Source organism: Cellulophaga fucicola, assembly GCF_900119145.1.
In the GTDB taxonomy this organism is placed as follows: Bacteria; Bacteroidota; Bacteroidia; order Flavobacteriales; family Flavobacteriaceae; genus Cellulophaga; species Cellulophaga fucicola.
Window position 1 is genome coordinate 1 of the sequence record NZ_FPIY01000010.1, and the last position, 18,836, is coordinate 18,836.

Below are 18,836 nucleotides of genomic sequence, written 5' to 3' on the forward strand. Positions count from 1 at the left end.
AAAAATAATTTCCAAGAGATTATTGCAGAAATAGGAAATTATAAGGTTTGTTTTATTTCTTAAATCTGTTGTTTTTTAGTTGTTTAGCTTATAAGTTGTAATTAAATAAGAATTAGTAGTTCTAAGTTGTAAATTAGTTTATATATTTGCAGTCTTAAAAATCACAAAAGAGAGGAGGTTATTGCCCATGTTAATTATACCAGTAAAAGAAGGAGAGAATATAGATAGAGCACTTAAGCGTTTCAAGCGTAAGTTTGATAGAACAGGTGGAATGCGTCAGTTAAGAAAGCGCCAACAGTTTTCAAAGCCATCGGTTGTTCGTAGAGCTCAGATTCAAAAAGCAGAATACGTACAAGGATTAAGAGATCAAGAAGAAGTATAAATCTTCAAATTAATTCTTAGTATTTACTATACATCCTATTTAGATTGAACTTGTTTCAATTTAAATAGGATTTTTTTATGCTGTAAACTAAAATTGTATCTTACCTTTTTTTAATTTAATTATGTCTTTAAAAGCTTTTGTGTCTTATTTGTCATTGGAGAAAAAATACTCAGTGCATACTGTTACTGCTTATGGTAATGACGTGTCCGTTTTTATGGAGTTCTGTGAGTTGAATTATCAGATTGCAGAAATTGATAATGTGCCGTATGTTTTTATTCGTAATTGGATAGTTTCTTTAGTGTCAGACAATGTGTCTAATAGATCTGTAAATAGAAAGGTATCTTCTTTGAAGGCGTATTATCGTTTTTTGCAAAAAATAGAAAAAATAGAGATTAATCCGCTTGCAAAACATAAGGCTTTAAAGGCTGCTAAAAAAATTGAGATTCCTTTTTCTTTTGAGGAGGTAGAGAGTGCTCTTGATTCTGTAGATTTTTCAGATGATTTTGAAGGAGCGAGAGATAAATTGATAATTGGACTTTTGTATGCTACGGGAATACGTAGAATAGAATTGGTTAATTTAAAGTTGTTAGATTTAGATTTGTCAAAAAAAACAATAAAAGTATTAGGGAAAAGAAATAAAGAGCGTATTGTGCCTTTGGCTCCTTTTGTGTATCCTTGGATTGTTTCTTATTTAAACTTTAGAGGGGCTTTAGGTGAGGTGCGGGATAAGGAAGTTCTTTTTCTGTTGAAAACGGGGAATAAAGTGTATGAAAGTCTTGTGTATAGAATTATTAATCGCTATTTTAGTAAGGTCTCTTCTAAGCAAAAAAATAGTCCGCATATTTTAAGACATACATTTGCGACACATATATTAAATGAAGGGGCAGATTTAAATTCAGTAAAAGAATTATTGGGGCATTCCAGTTTAGCATCTACTCAGGTGTATACGCATAATAGTATAGCGGAACTTAAGAAAGTTCATTTGGCTGCGCATCCAAGAAATAAAAAATAATTCTATATTTTTTTATTTTACTGATATTGTATAACCTAAAAAATCTTCTCTTATGAAAGTAAACACTCAAACAGTTAATTTTAATGCAAATCCTGATTTAATTACATTCTTGCAAACTAGGTTAGATAAGATAGAAACCTTTTATGATAAGGTAATAAGTTCAGATGTGTACTTAAAAGTAGAGAATACAAGTTCAAAGGAAAATAAGATTGTAGAGATCAAAATTAGGGTCCCTAAAGAAAATATTATGATAAAAAAGCAATGTAAGTCTTTTGAGGAGGCAATTGACTCTGCGTGCAATTCTATTGAAAGACAGCTTGTTAAAAGAAAGGAGAAATTAAGGGTGTAATTTTTTTTAAATTTTTTTTAAAAAAAGTTTTGAATAACTGAAAACTAGTTATACATTTGCAGTCCGTTAGAAATAGCGGGCTTTTTTAAAACAAAAAGTTAGGCATAAGCCGATGTAGCTCAGCTGGCTAGAGCAGCTGATTTGTAATCAGCAGGTCGTGGGTTCGAGTCCCTCCATCGGCTCTAATTTTTTAAAAAGTTATTCTTGGTTTCTTAGTTGAAATTAAGTTTTTTAAAAAGTTCTTTATGTATTGAAAAAGTTTTGGGGAGATACTCAAGCGGCCAACGAGGGCAGACTGTAAATCTGCTGACTACGTCTTCGCAGGTTCGAATCCTGCTCTCCCCACAAATCTTTTAAGAGTATAAGCAAAATAGAAATTAGGCTATTTTGTTTGAAATGTTGAAAATTGGAAATTTATTTGTAAATTTGCAAAAAAAATGCGAGAGTAGCTCAGTTGGTAGAGCGTCAGCCTTCCAAGCTGAATGTCGCCGGTTCGAACCCGGTCTCTCGCTCTAAGTTTTTAAGCTTATTTTAAGTTTAAAAGTTTGTGTAAAAATATATTTTGAGGTAAGATTTTTTTGAAGAAGAAAATATATTTTTATAGACAGCGATGTCGTTCCTGATTCTAGGCATTGGTTTTTAGATTATCTTAAAAGGTAGTCGTTAAATTAAAGAACGTTTTACGCCGGTGTAGCTCAGGGGTAGAGCGTTTCCTTGGTAAGGAAGAGGTCACGAGTTCAATTCTCGTCATTGGCTCAAGAAGTATAATTTGTACACTAATATATAACTAAGATTAAAACTCATTAAACATGGCAAAGGAAACTTTTGATCGTTCCAAACCGCACTTAAATATAGGTACTATTGGACACGTAGATCACGGTAAAACTACTTTAACTGCTGCTATTACTACAGTATTGGCAAATGCAGGTCTTTCTGAATTAAGAAGTTTCGATTCTATCGATAACGCTCCAGAAGAGAAAGAAAGAGGTATAACAATTAATACTTCTCACGTAGAGTATTCAACTGCTAACCGTCACTATGCACACGTAGATTGTCCAGGTCACGCGGATTACGTTAAGAATATGGTAACTGGTGCTGCTCAGATGGATGGTGCTATCCTTGTTGTTGCTGCAACAGATGGTCCAATGCCACAAACTCGTGAGCATATCTTATTAGGTCGTCAGGTAGGTATTCCAAGAATCGTTGTTTTCTTAAACAAGGTTGATATGGTTGATGATGAGGAGCTTTTAGAGCTTGTTGAAATGGAAGTTAGAGAATTACTTTCTTTTTACGAGTATGATGGTGATAATGGTCCTGTTGTTTCTGGTTCTGCTTTAGGTGCACTTAATGGTGAGCAAAAATGGGTAGATACTGTTATGGAATTAATGGATGCTGTTGATGCTTGGATTGAATTACCTAAGCGTGATGTGGATAAGGATTTCTTAATGCCTGTTGAAGATGTGTTTACAATTACAGGTCGTGGTACTGTTGCAACTGGTCGTATTGAGACTGGTGTAGCTAATACTGGTGATGCTGTTGATATTATCGGTATGGGTGCAGAGAAGTTAACTTCTACTGTTACTGGTGTTGAAATGTTCCGTAAGATACTAGATAGAGGTGAAGCTGGAGATAATGTTGGTATCTTGTTAAGAGGTATTGAAAAATCTCAAATTACTAGAGGTATGGTAATTTGTAAGCCAGGTTCTGTTAAGCCACACTCTAAGTTTGAGGCTGAGGTTTATATCTTGAAAAAAGAAGAAGGTGGTCGTCATACGCCATTCCATAATAACTACCGTCCACAGTTCTACGTAAGAACAACGGATGTTACAGGTACAATTAATCTTCCTTCAGGAGTAGAAATGGTAATGCCAGGTGATAACTTAACTATTACGGTAGAATTATTATCTCCTATTGCACTTAGTGAAGGTTTGCGTTTTGCAATCCGTGAGGGTGGTAGAACAGTAGGTGCTGGTCAGGTAACTAAAATCTTAGAATAAGATTTAATATATAATTACATTGCATTGAAGGTGTCCTGCCGAGGTAGGATACCTTTCAATGTAAATATATACGGGCGTAGCTCAGTTGGTAGAGCACTGGTCTCCAAAACCAGGTGTCGGGAGTTCGAGTCTCTCCGCCCGTGCAAAAGATGAGAACGTATTTCTTGTCGTTTTTTAAAATAATAAAGTAAAACATTCGCATGCTAACATATATTAAAGAATCGGTAGAGGAACTTAGAAATAATGTTACTTGGCCAACAAGAGCAGATGCTTCTAATCTTATGATTGTGGTAGCTGTTTTTACCGTTTTGTTTGCCTTGGCAACTTGGGGTGTAGATGAGCTTTTTAGTAAAGCAGTTAAGTTTTATTTTGATAAAGTAATAAACTAAGATACCCAAAAGCACTATGTCAGAAGTATTAGAAAAGAAATGGTATGTGGTAAGGGCAGTAAGTGGTCAGGAGAACAAAATTAAAGGTTACATCGAGAGTGAGGTAGCTAGGTTAGGTTTTTCGGATTATTTAGAAGATGTTTTAGTACCTACAGAAAAAGTAGTTCAGGTTCGTAATGGAAAAAAAATAAACAAAGAAAAAGTTTATTTTCCTGGATATATAATGGTAAAGGCAAACTTAGGAGGAGAAATGGTGCACATCATCAGGTCAATAACTAATGTAATAGGCTTTTTGGGAGAAACTAAAGGTGGTGATCCGGTACCGTTAAGAAAATCAGAAGTAAATCGTATGTTAGGGAAGGTAGATGAGTTAGCTGTTACAGTAGACAGTGTTGCTATTCCTTTTGTATTAGGAGAAACAATAAAGGTTATAGATGGGCCTTTTAATGGTTTCAATGGAACTGTTGAGAAAATCAACGAAGAAAAGCGTAAGCTTGAGGTAATGGTAAAGATCTTTGGAAGAAAAACACCATTAGAGTTAAGTTATATGCAAGTTGAAAAAGTATAGTAAAGAACTGTTACATAGTAAAGGTGTGTGTTGCTTCCGAATGACACATATTTTTCGAATTTAATTTTATACAATGGCAAAAGAAGTAAGTAAAGTAGTTAAACTACAAGTTAGGGGAGGTGCAGCGAATCCGTCGCCACCGGTTGGACCCGCTTTAGGTGCTGCCGGAGTTAACATCATGGAGTTCTGTAAGCAATTTAATGCTCGTACACAGGACAAACAGGGTAAAGTATTACCAGTTGTTATCACGGTTTATAAAGATAAGTCTTTTGACTTTCTTGTAAAAACACCGCCAGCGGCAGTTCAGCTTTTAGAAGCAGCTAAGATTAAAAAAGGATCTGGTGAACCTAACAGAAACAAAGTGGCAAGTGTATCTTGGGACCAAGTTAAGCAAATTGCGGAAGACAAAATGGTAGATTTAAATGCATTTACAGTTGAGTCGGCAATGAGTATGATAGCGGGTACTGCAAGATCTATGGGTTTAAAAGTTTCAGGTAGTAGACCTTTTTAAAATCTTAAAAGCAATTTAAAATGGCAAAATTAACAAAAAAGCAAAAGGAAGCTCACGGTAAGATAGATAAGAACAAACTCTATTCTTTAGAAGAAGCATCTGCTTTAGTAAAAGAAATAACTAATGCAAAATTTGATGCATCAGTAGATCTTGCTGTTCGTTTGGGTGTAGATCCAAGAAAAGCAAATCAAATGGTTCGTGGTGTTGTAACATTACCACACGGAACAGGTAAAGATGTTAAAGTTTTAGCTTTAGTAACTCCAGATAAAGAAGCAGAAGCTAAGGAAGCTGGTGCGGATTATGTAGGGTTAGATGAGTATTTGGATAAAATAAAAAGCGGTTGGACAGATGTTGATGTTATCATCACTATGCCAAGTGTAATGGGTAAACTAGGACCTTTAGGTAGAGTTTTAGGACCAAGAGGTTTGATGCCTAATCCAAAAACAGGAACAGTTACTATGGATATTGCTAAGGCGGTATCTGAAGTGAAAGCTGGTAAAATTGATTTTAAAGTAGATAAGACAGGTATTGTGCATGCTGCAATCGGGAAAGTTTCTTTCTCTGAGGACAAGATTAAGGACAATGCAAAAGAATTGTTGGATACACTTATGAAATTAAAGCCTACTGCTGCAAAAGGTATATATGTAAAGAGTGTTTACATATCTAGTACAATGAGCCCAAGTGTTCAATTAGATCCAAAAGTGGTAGCATAACTGTTGCTTTAAAGTTTATATTATGACAAAAGAAGAAAAATTAAACGTAATAGAAGATTTAACTTCGCAGTTAGCTGAAAACACAACCATTTATTTGGCTGATATTTCAGGATTAAATGCTGTTGCTACTTCTGACTTAAGAAGAGCATGCTTTAAAGCGGGTGTTAAACTTTCAGTTATTAAGAATACATTGCTTGCAAAAGCAATGGAAGCTTCAGATAAAGATTTTGGTGAACTTCCAGGGGTATTAAAAGGTAATACTTCTTTAATGTTCTCTGAAACTAGTAATGCACCAGCAAAATTAATAAAGAATTTCAGAAAAAAATCTGATAAGCCTTTATTGAAAGGAGCATTTATTGCTGAAGAAGTTTACATAGGAGATGATCAATTAGATGCTTTAGTTAGCATTAAGTCTAAAGAAGAAGTTATTGGTGATATTATTGGATTGTTACAATCGCCAGCTAAAAACGTTATTTCTGGACTTAAATCTAGTGGTGGTAAAATCGCTGGAATTCTTAAGACATTATCTGAGAAATAGTACGCACTAAAAACAATTATATTTTAAAAATTTATTAAACGATAGAAAAATGGCAGATTTAAAAGATTTCGCAGAACAATTAGTTAACTTAACTGTAAAAGAAGTAAACGAGTTAGCAAATATATTAAAAGATGAGTATGGTATAGAACCTGCTGCTGCTGCTGTAGCTGTTGCTGCTGGTGGAGCTGCTGCTGGTGAAGCTGTAGAAGAGCAAAGTGAATTTGATGTTATCTTAAAAGCAGCTGGTGCTTCTAAGTTAGCAGTTGTAAAATTAGTTAAGGAATTAACTGGTTTAGGATTAAAAGATGCTAAAGATATCGTAGATAGCGCACCAAAAGCTGTTAAAGAAGGTGTTTCTAAAGACGAAGCTGAAGGTATTAAAAAATCTTTAGAAGAAGCAGGAGCGGAAGTTGAGCTTAAGTAATAGCAACAACCATAACGTTTTTGGGATAGGTCTTTACGCATTCTGCGTCTAGACCTAATCCCATTTTTATATATATTGTATATGAAGTAATATACAACGAGAATACTATTCATAACATAATTTTGTCCATTGATGTTCACAAAACAGACTCAAAGAATAAATTTTGCATCAGCTAAGAATATTCCAGATTATCCGGATTTCTTGGACATTCAGATTAAATCATTTCAGGATTTCTTCCAACTTGAAACAAAATCTGATGAAAGAGGCGACGAAGGTTTGTATAATACCTTCTTGGAAAACTTTCCAATTACTGACACAAGAAATCAATTCGTATTAGAGTTTCTTGATTATTTTATAGATCCACCAAGATATTCTATTCAAGAATGTATAGAGAGAGGGTTAACCTATAGTGTTCCACTAAAGGCAAGACTTAAACTTTATTGTACGGACCCAGAACACGAAGATTTTGAAACTATAGTACAGGATGTGTATTTAGGTACAATTCCTTATATGACGCCAAGTGGTACATTTGTAATAAATGGAGCTGAGCGTGTTGTTGTTTCTCAATTACACCGTTCACCGGGGGTTTTCTTTGGACAGTCTTTCCATGCTAACGGTACTAAATTGTATTCAGCTAGAGTAATTCCTTTTAAAGGATCTTGGATTGAATTTGCAACAGATATCAATGGCGTAATGTATGCTTACATTGATAGAAAGAAAAAATTACCAGTAACAACTTTATTTAGAGCAATTGGTTTTGAGCGTGATAAAGATATTTTGGAAATCTTTGATTTATCAGAAGAAATCAAAGTTTCAAATGCTGGACTTAAAAAAGTTTTAGGACGTAAATTAGCGGCGAGAGTATTAAATACTTGGCACGAGGATTTCGTAGATGAAGATACAGGTGAAGTTGTTTCTATTGAAAGAAACGAAATTGTACTAGATAGGGATACAGTTCTTGAAAAAGATCATATTGCAGAAATTATTGATGCAGATGTAAAAACTATTCTTTTGCATAAAGAAAATAATGCACAGTCTGACTATGCAATTATTCACAACACATTACAGAAAGATCCAACGAACTCTGAAAAAGAAGCAGTTGAGCATATTTATAGACAATTACGTAATGCTGAGCCGCCAGATGAGGAAACAGCACGTGGAATTATTGATAAATTATTCTTCTCTGACCAACGTTACAACTTAGGTGAAGTAGGTCGTTATAGAATGAATAAGAAATTACAGTTAGATATTGGAATGGACAAGCAAGTCTTGACTAAAGAAGATATTATAACTATAATAAAATACTTAATAGAGCTTATAAACTCTAAAGCAGAGATAGATGATATTGACCACTTGTCTAACCGTCGTGTTAGAACAGTTGGTGAGCAATTATCTCAGCAATTTGGTGTAGGTCTTGCTCGTATGGCAAGAACTATCCGTGAACGTATGAACGTTAGAGATAACGAAGTGTTTACACCTATTGATTTAATTAATGCTAAGACATTATCTTCAGTAATTAATTCATTCTTTGGTACAAACCAGTTGTCTCAATTTATGGATCAAACTAACCCATTAGCAGAAATAACGCACAAGCGTAGATTATCTGCATTAGGGCCAGGTGGTTTATCAAGGGAAAGAGCAGGGTTCGAGGTACGTGATGTACATTATACTCACTACGGAAGACTTTGTCCTATTGAAACTCCAGAAGGACCAAACATTGGGCTTATATCATCTCTTGCAGTATATGCAAAAGTTAATCCAATGGGCTTCTTAGAAACTCCATATCGTAAGGTAACTAATGGTGTTGTAGATACAGAAGAGTACGGTTATTTAAGTGCGGAAGAAGAAGAGGGAATGAAAATTTCTCAGGCCAATATTCCTTTAAAAGAAAATGGTGAAATAGATGTAGAAAAGGTAATTGCTCGTGAAGAGGGTGATTTTCCAGTTGTAGATCCTTCAGAAATTAACTATACAGATGTTGCTCCAAATCAAATTGCATCAATATCTGCATCTTTAATCCCTTTCTTAGAACATGATGATGCCAACCGTGCATTGATGGGATCTAACATGATGCGTCAGGCAGTTCCTTTATTAAGACCCGAATCTCCAATTGTAGGTACAGGTTTAGAACGTCAAGTAGCATCAGATTCTAGAGTTTTAATTAACGCAGAAGGAGATGGTGTTGTTGAGTACGTAGATTCTCAGAAAGTTACTATTAAGTATGATAGAACTGAAGAAGAACGTTTAGTTAGTTTTGAAGAAGACGCTAAAACATACAACTTGGTTAAGTTTAGAAAAACAAACCAAGGAACAAGTATTAACCTTAAGCCAATTGTAGAAAAAGGCGATAAAGTTAAAAAAGGTCAAGTATTATGTGAAGGTTATGCAACTCAATTGGGAGAATTAGCCTTAGGAAGAAATATGAAAGTAGCCTTTATGCCTTGGAAAGGGTATAACTTTGAGGATGCAATTGTAATTTCGGAAAAAGTAGTACGTGAAGATATCTTTACATCTATACATATAGATGAGTATTCTTTAGAAGTTAGAGATACTAAATTAGGAGCTGAAGAATTAACGCATGATATACCAAACGTTTCTGAAGAGGCTACTAAAGATTTAGATGAAAACGGAATGATCCGTATTGGTGCAGAAGTTAAACCTGGTGATATTTTAATTGGGAAGATTACTCCAAAAGGAGAATCAGATCCAACACCAGAAGAAAAATTACTTCGTGCTATATTCGGAGATAAAGCAGGAGACGTAAAAGATGCATCTTTAAAAGCATCACCATCATTAAGAGGTGTTGTAATAGGGAAGAAATTATTTTCTAGATCTATTAAAGATAAGCGTACTCGTGTAGAAGATAAGGACGCTATTAATAAGTTAGAGTTAGAATACGAAGTAAAATTCCAACAACTTAAAGACGTATTAGTAGAGAAACTATTTACAATGGTAAATGGTAAAACATCTCAAGGTGTGCTTAACGATTTAGGAGAAGAAGTTCTTCCTAAAGGTAAAAAGTACTCTATGAAAATGTTAAACTCTGTAGATGACTTTGCACACTTAGTAGGCGGAAGCTGGACAGTAGATAAAGATCTTAATGCTATGGTTGCAGATTTAATTCACAACTATAAAATTAAGCTTAATGACCTTCAAGGTAATTTAAGAAGAGACAAGTTTACAATTTCTGTTGGTGATGAGTTACCTCCAGGTATAATGAAACTAGCTAAAGTTTATGTTGCTAAAAAACGTAAATTAAAAGTAGGTGATAAAATGGCGGGTCGTCACGGTAACAAAGGTATTGTTGCTCGTATTGTACGTCATGAGGATATGCCTTTCTTAGAAGACGGTACTCCAGTAGATATCGTATTAAACCCATTAGGTGTACCATCGCGTATGAACATTGGGCAGATATATGAAACTGTATTAGGATGGGCCGGATTAAAATTAGGTAAAAAGTATGCAACACCAATTTTTGATGGTGCAACATTAGATCAAATTAACGGTTACACAGATGAAGCAGGTATTCCTAGATTTGGACATACATACCTTTATGATGGTGGAACAGGTAAACGTTTTGATCAACCAGCGACAGTAGGTGTTATTTACATGCTTAAATTAGGGCATATGGTAGATGATAAAATGCATGCTCGTTCTATAGGACCATACTCATTAATTACACAACAGCCATTAGGTGGTAAAGCACAATTTGGTGGTCAGCGTTTTGGAGAGATGGAAGTTTGGGCACTAGAAGCATATGGTGCGTCTGCAACACTAAGAGAAATATTAACAGTTAAGTCTGATGATGTTATTGGTAGAGCTAAGACGTATGAGTCTATTGTTAAGGGTGAAACAATGCCAGAACCTGGTTTACCAGAATCTTTCAACGTATTAATGCATGAACTTAAGGGATTAGGTTTAGATATTAGATTGGAAGAATAACAAGACCTTGTCTTGAACACTATTTGTTAGATATATTTAATTTTAAGATCACCATATTGTTATGGCTAGACCAAAGGATAATAACACAATAAAAAGGTTTGATAAAATTTCAATCGGATTGTCATCTCCAGAAGCTATTTTGGCAGAGTCAAGAGGGGAAGTTTTAAAACCTGAAACAATTAACTATAGAACTCACAAGCCTGAAAGGGATGGTCTTTTCTGTGAGCGTATTTTTGGCCCTGTAAAGGATTATGAGTGTGCTTGTGGTAAATACAAACGTATTCGTTACCGCGGTATTGTTTGTGACCGTTGTGGAGTAGAGGTTACAGAAAAGAAAGTACGTAGAGATAGAGTAGGGCACATTAACTTAGTTGTTCCTGTAGCTCACATCTGGTACTTCCGTTCATTACCTAATAAAATTGGATACTTACTAGGATTGCCTTCTAAGAAATTAGACATGATCATCTATTATGAGCGTTATGTTGTAATTCAACCAGGTATTGCTAAAGGTCCAGAAGGAGAAGAAGTTCAGAAAATGGACTTCTTAACTGAAGAAGAATATTTAAATATTTTAGAATCTATACCAGTAGAAAACCAATATTTGGACGATACAGATCCAAATAAGTTTATTGCTAAAATGGGTGCTGAATGTTTAATTGAATTGTTGTCAAGAATTAATTTAGATGAGTTATCATTTGAGTTAAGACATAAGGCTAACACAGAAACATCTAAGCAACGTAAAACTGAAGCGTTAAAGCGTTTACAGGTTGTAGAATCACTAAGAGAATCTCAAGAGAATAGAGAGAATAGACCTGAGTGGATGATTATGAAAGTAATCCCTGTTATTCCACCAGAGCTTAGACCTTTAGTGCCATTAGATGGTGGGCGTTTTGCAACATCAGATTTAAATGATTTATATAGAAGAGTAATTATCAGAAACAATCGTTTAAAAAGATTGGTAGAGATTAAGGCTCCAGAAGTAATTCTTAGAAATGAGAAACGTATGCTTCAGGAATCTGTAGATTCTCTTTTTGATAACACTCGTAAGTCATCAGCAGTAAAAACAGAATCTAACAGACCTTTAAAATCTTTATCAGATTCATTAAAAGGTAAGCAAGGTCGTTTCCGTCAAAACTTACTTGGTAAGCGTGTGGATTATTCAGCACGTTCGGTAATTGTTGTTGGACCGGAATTGAAATTGTTTGAATGTGGTTTGCCAAAAGATATGGCTGCTGAACTTTACAAGCCTTTTGTTATTCGTAAGTTAATAGAAAGAGGAATTGTAAAAACAGTTAAATCTGCTAAGAAAATAATAGATAAGAAAGAGCCAGTCGTTTGGGATATTCTTGAAAATGTGTTAAAAGGACATCCTGTTATGTTGAACAGGGCCCCTACATTGCACAGATTGGGTATCCAAGCATTTCAACCAAAACTTATTGAAGGTAAAGCTATACGTTTACATCCTTTAGTTTGTACTGCCTTTAACGCCGATTTTGATGGGGATCAAATGGCGGTTCACTTACCATTGGGACCAGAAGCAATTTTGGAATGTCAATTATTAATGTTGGCTTCTCATAACATATTGAACCCAGCAAATGGTTCTCCAATTACGGTACCTTCTCAGGATATGGTTTTAGGTCTTTATTATATGACTAAAGAGCGTAAATCTACTCCAGAAGTGCCAATTAAAGGTGAAGGTTTAACCTTCTATTCTTATGAAGAAGTTGTTATAGCTTTTAATGAAGAAAGAGTAGACTTAAATGCAGGAATTAAGGTTCGTGCAAAAGATTTTAACGAAGAAGGAGAGCTTGTTAATCAAATTATACCAACTACGGTAGGTAGAGTTTTATTTAATATGATGGTGCCAGAACAGGCAGGTTATATTAACGATGTATTAAACAAGAAATCTTTAAGAGATATTATTGGTGGTATTTTAGCTGTTACAGATGTACCTACTACAGCAGAATTCTTAGATAAGATTAAGACTTTAGGATATGAATTTGCCTTTAAAGGTGGTCTATCATTTAGTTTAGGAGATATTATTATCCCTAAAGAGAAACACGAAATGATTGCAGAAGCTAACGGTCAAGTAGACGGTATTATGGCTAACTACAACATGGGTCTTATTACTAACAATGAGCGTTACAACCAGGTAATTGATGTTTGGACATCTACCAATGCAATGCTTACTGAATTAGCAATGAAACGTATTCGTGAAGATCAGCAAGGATTTAACTCTGTGTATATGATGCTTGATTCTGGTGCAAGGGGTTCTAAGGAACAGATTCGCCAGTTAACAGGTATGCGTGGATTAATGGCAAAACCTAAGAAATCTACAGCAGGTGGTGGAGAAATTATTGAAAACCCTATTCTTTCTAACTTTAAGGAAGGTTTATCAATTCTTGAATACTTTATTTCTACTCACGGTGCACGTAAAGGACTTGCGGATACAGCCTTAAAAACTGCCGATGCTGGTTACTTAACACGTCGTTTAGTAGATGTTTCACAGGATGTTATTATTAACACTGAAGATTGTGGTACATTAAGAGGTATTGAAGTATCAGCATTAAAGAAAAACGAAGAGATAGTAGAGACTTTAGGAGCTCGTATATTAGGTCGTATTTCATTACATGATTTATACAATCCAATAACAGAAGAGTTATTGTTAACTGCTGGACAGTTAATAGTAGAATCTGATGTTAAAAAGATTCAAGCTTCTCCTATAGAGAGTGTTGAAGTACGTTCAGCATTAACTTGTGAGGCAGAAAAAGGAATCTGTGGTAAATGTTATGGTCGTAACCTATCTACTAATAAAATGGTACAGAGAGGTGAGGCAGTTGGTGTTGTAGCAGCGCAATCTATTGGAGAGCCAGGTACACAGTTAACATTACGTACATTCCACGTGGGTGGTATTGCAGGTAACATTTCTGAAGATAACAAATTAGAGGCTAAATTTGCAGGTGTTGCAGAAATAGAAGATCTAAGAACTGTTAACGGAGAAGATAATGAAGGTAATAAAGTTAAGATTGTTATCTCTAGAACATCAGAAGTAAAAGTAGTAGATGCTAAAACAGGAATTACGCTAAGTACTAACAATATTCCTTACGGTTCTCAGTTAGCTATAGAAAACGGAACAAAAGTTGCTAAAGGTGATGTAATTTGTTCTTGGGATCCATATAACGGTGTAATTGTATCTGAATTTACAGGTAAAGTTTCTTACGAAAATATTGATCAAGGTGTTACATATCAAGTAGAAATAGATGAACAAACAGGTTTCCAGGAGAAAGTAATTTCAGAATCTAGAAACAAAAAGTTAATACCAACATTACTAGTTAAGAATAGTAATGATGAAATATTACGTTCTTACAACCTTCCAGTTGGGTCTCACATTATGGTAGACGATAACGATAAGGTTACTGAGGGTATGACTTTAGTTAAGATTCCTCGTAAATCTGCTAAGTCTGGTGATATTACGGGTGGTCTTCCAAGAGTTACAGAACTTTTTGAAGCACGTAACCCATCTAACCCAGCAGTTGTTTCAGAAATTGATGGTGTTGTTTCTTTTGGTAAAATTAAAAGAGGTAACCGTGAGATTATAATAGAGTCTAAATTAGGTGATGTTAAAAAATACTTAGTTAAATTATCTAATCAGATTCTTGTACAAGAGAATGATTATGTAAGAGCTGGTATGCCATTATCTGATGGGTCTATTACACCTGCAGATATCCTTGCAATTAAAGGTCCTTCTGCAGTACAACAGTATTTAGTGAACGAAGTTCAAGAAGTATATCGTTTACAAGGTGTGAAGATTAATGACAAGCATTTTGAGGTTGTTGTTAGACAGATGATGCGTAAAGTTCGTATTCAAGATCCGGGAGATACTATTTTCTTAGAGAACCAATTGGCTCATAAAGAAGATTTCATTAAAGAAAATGATGAAATTTACGGAAAGAAAGTAGTAGAAGATGCAGGAGAATCAGACACATTAAAAGCAGGACAGATAATTACTGTTAGAGAATTAAGAGATGAAAACTCTATATTAATGCGTTCTGATAAAGGACTAGTATCTGCAAGAGATGCTGTTGCAGCAACAGCAACACCAATCTTACAAGGTATTACAAGAGCATCTTTACAGACTAAATCTTTTATCTCTGCGGCATCGTTCCAGGAAACAACTAAGGTATTAAACGAAGCGGCAGTAGCTGGTAAGGTTGATCACTTAGAAGGATTAAAAGAAAATGTAATTGTTGGTCATAAAATACCTGCTGGTACAGGTATGAGAGATTATGATAGCATCATAGTAGGTTCTAAAGAAGAATATGATGAGATTATGGCTCGTAAAGAGGAACTTAAATTTTAAGTTGTATGAGTGATTCTAATCAAGATCAAAAACAAATTAATATTGAGTTAGATGAAAAAACTGCTGAAGGGGTTTATTCCAATTTAGCAATCATTAACCATTCAGTATCAGAGTTTGTAGTAGACTTTGTTAGTATGATGCCAGGAGCGCCAAAAGCAAAAGTGAAAAGTAGAATAATACTTACGCCACAACATGCTAAAAAGTTCTTAAAAGCATTAAATGACAATGTTCAGCGTTTTGAAAAGGCTCACGGAGCAATTAAAGATTATGAGCAACCTCCTATACCAATTAATTTTGGTCCAACAGGAGAAGCATAATAAAAAAACCACGCAATTTGCGTGGTTTTTTGTTTTTAAAAAGAGTAAATAAAAAAGCCAAACATTATGTTTGGCTTTTTTAGATTTTATATAGCTTCTTATTCGAACTCAGATGTGAAATGTAATTTTACACTAGGATATTTTTGCTGTGTCATTTGTAAAGAGAATTGAGAATCTGCTAAAAACACCAGTTGTCCCTGTTTATCCTTTGCAAGGAACTTTTGTTTTACTCTCTTAAATTCTTTAAACTCATCATTATTTTTATCATCTGGATCTACCCAGCAGGCTTTAAATACTGGAAAGTTTTCATAAGTACATTTGGCTCCATATTCGTGTTCTAGTCTGTATTGTATAACTTCAAACTGTAGAGCACCAACAGTACCAATTATTTTTCTTCCGTTTAGCTCTAGAGTAAACAACTGCGCAACACCTTCATCCATTAGTTGGTCTATACCTTTATATAAAGGTTTAGCTTTCATTGGGTCGCCATTATTAATATATCTAAAATGCTCAGGGCTAAAACTAGGTATACCTTTGTAATGCAGTTCTTCTCCTTCTGTTAGGGTATCTCCAATTTTAAAATGGCCAGTATCATGTAAGCCAACAATGTCACCAGGATAAGATATATCTACAATTTCTTTTTTCTCTGCAAAAAAGGCATTTGGACTAGAGAATTTAAGTTTTTTGTTATTTCTAACGTGTAAATAAGGTTTGTTTCTTTCAAATGTTCCAGAAACAATTTTTATAAAAGCTAACCTATCTCTGTGTTTAGGATCCATATTGGCGTGAATCTTAAAAACAAAACCGGTAAAATCTTTTTCGTTAGCAACAACTTCACGTTCCTCAGCTCTTTTAGGCCTTGGAGATGGGGCTATTTCTATAAAACAATCTAGCAATTCACGAACTCCAAAGTTGTTTAAAGCAGACCCAAAGAAAACAGGTTGTTGTTCACTAGCCAGGTATTTTTCTTTACTAAATTTTGGGTAAACTCCGTTTACAAGCTCTAGGTCATCTCGTAAAGTAGTAGCTGCTTTTTCGCCAATTACTGTTTCTAATTCAGGACTCTGCACATCATCAAAAGCAATAGTTTCTTCTATATTCTTTTTACTGTCGCCACTAAAAAGATTAATATTCTTCTCGTATATATTGTAGATCCCTTTAAAGTCGTATCCCATTCCAATAGGGAAACTCAAAGGAGTTACAGATAAGCCTAATTTTTGTTCTACTTCATCAAGTAAGTCAAAAGCATCTTTACCTTCACGGTCTAACTTATTAATAAAAACAATAATTGGTATTTTACGCATTCTACAAACTTCAACCAATTTTTCAGTTTGCTCTTCTACACCTTTTGCAACATCAATAACAACAATAACACTATCTACAGCGGTTAAAGTTCTAAATGTGTCTTCAGCAAAATCTTTGTGACCAGGTGTATCTAGAATATTTATTTTTTTGTCCTTATATATAAAGGCAAGTACCGAGGTAGCAACAGAGATTCCTCTTTGACGTTCAATTTCCATAAAGTCACTGGTAGCAGACTTTTTAATCTTGTTGTTTTTTACGGCACCAGCTTCTTGTATTGCACCACCAAAAAGTAATAACTTTTCAGTTAGTGTAGTTTTACCTGCATCGGGGTGAGATATAATACCAAAAGTTCTTCTCTTTTGTATTTCTTTTTCAAAACTCATTTAAAAAAATTTGTTGCAAAAGTACGGTAAATAATAGAATAGTAATAGTTATGTTTATAAATGGATAAGATTATAATTTAGTGTTACTTAGATTTTTGTATATCCGATAAACAGACTTTTTTAGAAGATTATCTAATTTGTGAAAATTTGAAATAACTTTTTTTTTGTTAAGATTTATTTGCTGAAAGTTAAAAAATTAACATTTAAACGATTAAATTTGCGCTTCAAAGAACAGATATAACATATGATATCAAATCTGTTGAAGTTTTTAAAAATAACTTTAACTTAGCACTCAGTTTAATAAGAAGTCCCAAACATCTTTCCCAATAAACTTAACAAAAAATGCCATGGTGATTAGTAACACTAACTATCATTTATGGAAAATTTTACTTTATTATTAAATAGGACTCTTTATAAAAAGAGTTTGACTCTGTTTACTTTTTTAATTTTATTTATAGCTTCAACCTCCTTTGTTTATGCAGATTATGGCATTAATAAAGATACAGACGGAGATGGCGTTTACGATCACATAGATATTGATGATGATGGTGACGGTATTATTGATACTGTAGAGGGAACAGGAGATTTTGACAAAGATGGAATACCAAATTCGTTAGATATTGATTCTGATAATGATGGTATTTTAGATAACGTTGAAGCGCAATTATCTGTCGGTTATATTAAACCTAGTGGTATAGATTCTGATGGTAACGGATTAGACGATGCTTACGAAGTAACACCCGGAAGTTGCGGAGGTCTGATTCCTGTAGATACCGATGGTGATACAAGAAAAGATTACTTAGATATTGATTCTGATAATGACGGAATTTTAGATTTAGGTGAAGCTCAGGAAACTAATCAGCTTACATTTCCAAGCGGAAAAGATGTTAATCCAAAAAATGGATTGGATGATGCTTATGAAAATTACTGTGGTGGAGGACAAGGAATAAATCCAACTGATACAGATGGTGATTCTCATCCAGATTTCAGAGATATTGATTCAGATAATGATGGTATTATTGATAATGTAGAAGCGCAAACTACAGACGATTACATTGCTCCATCTGGTAAAGATACAGATTGTGATGGCTTAGATAATGCTTATGAAAGTTGTCCTGGTATAGGATTATATCCTGTAGATACAGATGATGATAAAAATCCAGATTTTAGAGATATAGATTCTGATAACGATGGTATTGTAGATAATGTAGAGGCTCAAAACCCATCAGATTATACTCCGGTATGTGGTGTTGATAGTGATGGAAACGGATTGGATGATCATTATGAAAATACTCCTGGTTCTGGAGAAGGTTTAACTCCTGTAAACTCAGACACAGATTCTAATCCTGACTTTAGAGATATCGATGCAGATAATGATGGTATTCCAGATAACGTAGAAGGACAAACAACTACAGATTATATAGCACCAAGCGGAAACGATTCAGATATGGATGGTTTAGACGATGCTTATGAAGGATCAGGAAACGAAGGAATTACACCAAACAATCACGATGGTGAGGATACACCAGATTATATCGATTTAGATAGTGATAACGATACAGTTCCAGATAATAATGAAGGAAACGACTTTGATTTTGACGGAGTTCCAGATCAGACATTCACAGGAGTAGATACAGACGGTGATG

At 34.4% G+C, this 18,836-nt stretch carries 14 protein-coding genes, 5 tRNA genes and 1 pseudogene; 19 read left to right on the forward strand and 1 reads right to left on the reverse strand.

Annotated features, from left to right (window positions below; translation table 11 throughout):
* Positions 1–187 precede the first annotated feature (187 nt).
* The 18 genes from rpsU to BT107_RS17120 all read left to right on the forward strand — a co-directional run bounded on the left by rpsU (position 188) and on the right by BT107_RS17120 (position 15,502).
* Positions 188–382: a 30S ribosomal protein S21 gene (rpsU, locus tag BT107_RS17035; RefSeq protein ID WP_072305063.1), complete on the forward strand. Its 195-nt coding sequence runs from the start codon at positions 188–190 to the stop codon at positions 380–382.
* Between the two features lie 121 nt (positions 383–503).
* Positions 504–1,394: a tyrosine-type recombinase/integrase gene (locus BT107_RS17040; protein ID WP_072305050.1), complete on the forward strand. Its 891-nt coding sequence runs from the start codon at positions 504–506 to the stop codon at positions 1,392–1,394.
* A 52-nt stretch (positions 1,395–1,446) separates the two neighbouring features.
* Positions 1,447–1,743 carry a ribosome hibernation-promoting factor, HPF/YfiA family gene (gene hpf / locus BT107_RS17045; RefSeq protein ID WP_072305051.1) on the forward strand — a complete coding sequence of 99 codons (297 nt, stop codon included), beginning with the start codon at positions 1,447–1,449 and terminating at the stop codon, positions 1,741–1,743.
* Positions 1,744–1,851: 108 nt separating this feature from the next.
* Positions 1,852–1,925: transfer RNA gene (locus BT107_RS17050), tRNA-Thr, on the forward strand.
* Positions 1,926–2,006: 81 nt separating this feature from the next.
* Positions 2,007–2,088: transfer RNA gene (locus BT107_RS17055), tRNA-Tyr, on the forward strand.
* A gap of 94 nt (positions 2,089–2,182) precedes the next feature.
* Positions 2,183–2,255 (forward strand) — tRNA-Gly (locus tag BT107_RS17060).
* A gap of 172 nt (positions 2,256–2,427) precedes the next feature.
* Positions 2,428–2,499, forward strand: a tRNA-Thr gene (locus BT107_RS17065).
* A gap of 53 nt (positions 2,500–2,552) precedes the next feature.
* Positions 2,553–3,740 carry an elongation factor Tu gene (tuf, locus tag BT107_RS17070; protein ID WP_072305052.1) on the forward strand — a complete coding sequence of 396 codons (1,188 nt, stop codon included), beginning with the start codon at positions 2,553–2,555 and terminating at the stop codon, positions 3,738–3,740.
* Between the two features lie 70 nt (positions 3,741–3,810).
* Positions 3,811–3,883, forward strand: a tRNA-Trp gene (locus BT107_RS17075).
* A 57-nt stretch (positions 3,884–3,940) separates the two neighbouring features.
* Entirely contained in the window at positions 3,941–4,129 is a 189-nt protein-coding gene (gene secE / locus BT107_RS17080; protein ID WP_072305053.1) for a preprotein translocase subunit SecE, read from the forward strand.
* Positions 4,130–4,145: 16 nt separating this feature from the next.
* The gene (nusG, locus tag BT107_RS17085) at positions 4,146–4,697 is read left to right on the forward strand and encodes a transcription termination/antitermination protein NusG (RefSeq protein ID WP_072305054.1); all 552 of its coding nucleotides are present in this window, start codon (positions 4,146–4,148) and stop codon (positions 4,695–4,697) included.
* 73 nt (positions 4,698–4,770) lie between these two features.
* A complete protein-coding gene (gene rplK / locus BT107_RS17090) occupies positions 4,771–5,208 on the forward strand; it encodes a 50S ribosomal protein L11 (RefSeq protein ID WP_072305055.1) in 438 nt (145 codons plus the stop codon).
* A 20-nt stretch (positions 5,209–5,228) separates the two neighbouring features.
* Positions 5,229–5,921, forward strand: coding sequence for a 50S ribosomal protein L1 (gene rplA, locus BT107_RS17095; RefSeq protein ID WP_072305056.1), 693 nt, complete (start codon positions 5,229–5,231; stop codon positions 5,919–5,921).
* Between the two features lie 22 nt (positions 5,922–5,943).
* The gene (gene rplJ / locus BT107_RS17100; protein WP_072305057.1) at positions 5,944–6,459 is read left to right on the forward strand and encodes a 50S ribosomal protein L10; all 516 of its coding nucleotides are present in this window, start codon (positions 5,944–5,946) and stop codon (positions 6,457–6,459) included.
* 49 nt (positions 6,460–6,508) lie between these two features.
* On the forward strand, positions 6,509–6,883 hold the full coding sequence (gene rplL, locus BT107_RS17105) for a 50S ribosomal protein L7/L12 (protein WP_072305058.1): 375 nt from the start codon (positions 6,509–6,511) through the stop codon (positions 6,881–6,883).
* Between the two features lie 132 nt (positions 6,884–7,015).
* Positions 7,016–10,825, forward strand: coding sequence for a DNA-directed RNA polymerase subunit beta (gene rpoB / locus BT107_RS17110; protein WP_072305059.1), 3,810 nt, complete (start codon positions 7,016–7,018; stop codon positions 10,823–10,825).
* Between the two features lie 61 nt (positions 10,826–10,886).
* Positions 10,887–15,185, forward strand: a complete 4,299-nt coding sequence (gene rpoC / locus BT107_RS17115; protein WP_072305060.1) for a DNA-directed RNA polymerase subunit beta' — start codon at positions 10,887–10,889, stop codon at positions 15,183–15,185.
* Positions 15,186–15,190: 5 nt separating this feature from the next.
* Positions 15,191–15,502: a DUF3467 domain-containing protein gene (locus BT107_RS17120; protein WP_072305061.1), complete on the forward strand. Its 312-nt coding sequence runs from the start codon at positions 15,191–15,193 to the stop codon at positions 15,500–15,502.
* Positions 15,503–15,600: 98 nt separating this feature from the next.
* Here the strand turns inward: BT107_RS17120 and BT107_RS17125 are convergent, their stop codons facing one another.
* Positions 15,601–17,190 carry a peptide chain release factor 3 gene (locus BT107_RS17125; protein ID WP_072305062.1) on the reverse strand — a complete coding sequence of 530 codons (1,590 nt, stop codon included), beginning with the start codon at positions 17,188–17,190 and terminating at the stop codon, positions 15,601–15,603.
* A 376-nt stretch (positions 17,191–17,566) separates the two neighbouring features.
* Here BT107_RS17125 and BT107_RS17130 point away from each other — a divergent pair.
* Positions 17,567–18,836: pseudogene (locus tag BT107_RS17130) on the forward strand (hypothetical protein); the annotation flags it as partial.

What these genes read in the sequence shown, in the direction of transcription:
- rpsU (WP_072305063.1), top strand. Translation starts at nt 188, where the DNA reads ATGTTAATTATACCAGTAAAAGAAGGAGAGAATATAGATAGAGCACTT.
- BT107_RS17040 (WP_072305050.1), top strand. Translation starts at nt 504, where the DNA reads ATGTCTTTAAAAGCTTTTGTGTCTTATTTGTCATTGGAGAAAAAATAC.
- hpf (WP_072305051.1), top strand. Translation starts at nt 1,447, where the DNA reads ATGAAAGTAAACACTCAAACAGTTAATTTTAATGCAAATCCTGATTTA.
- tuf (WP_072305052.1), top strand. Translation starts at nt 2,553, where the DNA reads ATGGCAAAGGAAACTTTTGATCGTTCCAAACCGCACTTAAATATAGGT.
- secE (WP_072305053.1), top strand. Translation starts at nt 3,941, where the DNA reads ATGCTAACATATATTAAAGAATCGGTAGAGGAACTTAGAAATAATGTT.
- nusG (WP_072305054.1), top strand. Translation starts at nt 4,146, where the DNA reads ATGTCAGAAGTATTAGAAAAGAAATGGTATGTGGTAAGGGCAGTAAGT.
- rplK (WP_072305055.1), top strand. Translation starts at nt 4,771, where the DNA reads ATGGCAAAAGAAGTAAGTAAAGTAGTTAAACTACAAGTTAGGGGAGGT.
- rplA (WP_072305056.1), top strand. Translation starts at nt 5,229, where the DNA reads ATGGCAAAATTAACAAAAAAGCAAAAGGAAGCTCACGGTAAGATAGAT.
- rplJ (WP_072305057.1), top strand. Translation starts at nt 5,944, where the DNA reads ATGACAAAAGAAGAAAAATTAAACGTAATAGAAGATTTAACTTCGCAG.
- rplL (WP_072305058.1), top strand. Translation starts at nt 6,509, where the DNA reads ATGGCAGATTTAAAAGATTTCGCAGAACAATTAGTTAACTTAACTGTA.
- rpoB (WP_072305059.1), top strand. Translation starts at nt 7,016, where the DNA reads ATGTTCACAAAACAGACTCAAAGAATAAATTTTGCATCAGCTAAGAAT.
- rpoC (WP_072305060.1), top strand. Translation starts at nt 10,887, where the DNA reads ATGGCTAGACCAAAGGATAATAACACAATAAAAAGGTTTGATAAAATT.
- BT107_RS17120 (WP_072305061.1), top strand. Translation starts at nt 15,191, where the DNA reads ATGAGTGATTCTAATCAAGATCAAAAACAAATTAATATTGAGTTAGAT.
- BT107_RS17125 (WP_072305062.1), bottom strand. Translation starts at nt 17,190, where the DNA reads ATGAGTTTTGAAAAAGAAATACAAAAGAGAAGAACTTTTGGTATTATA.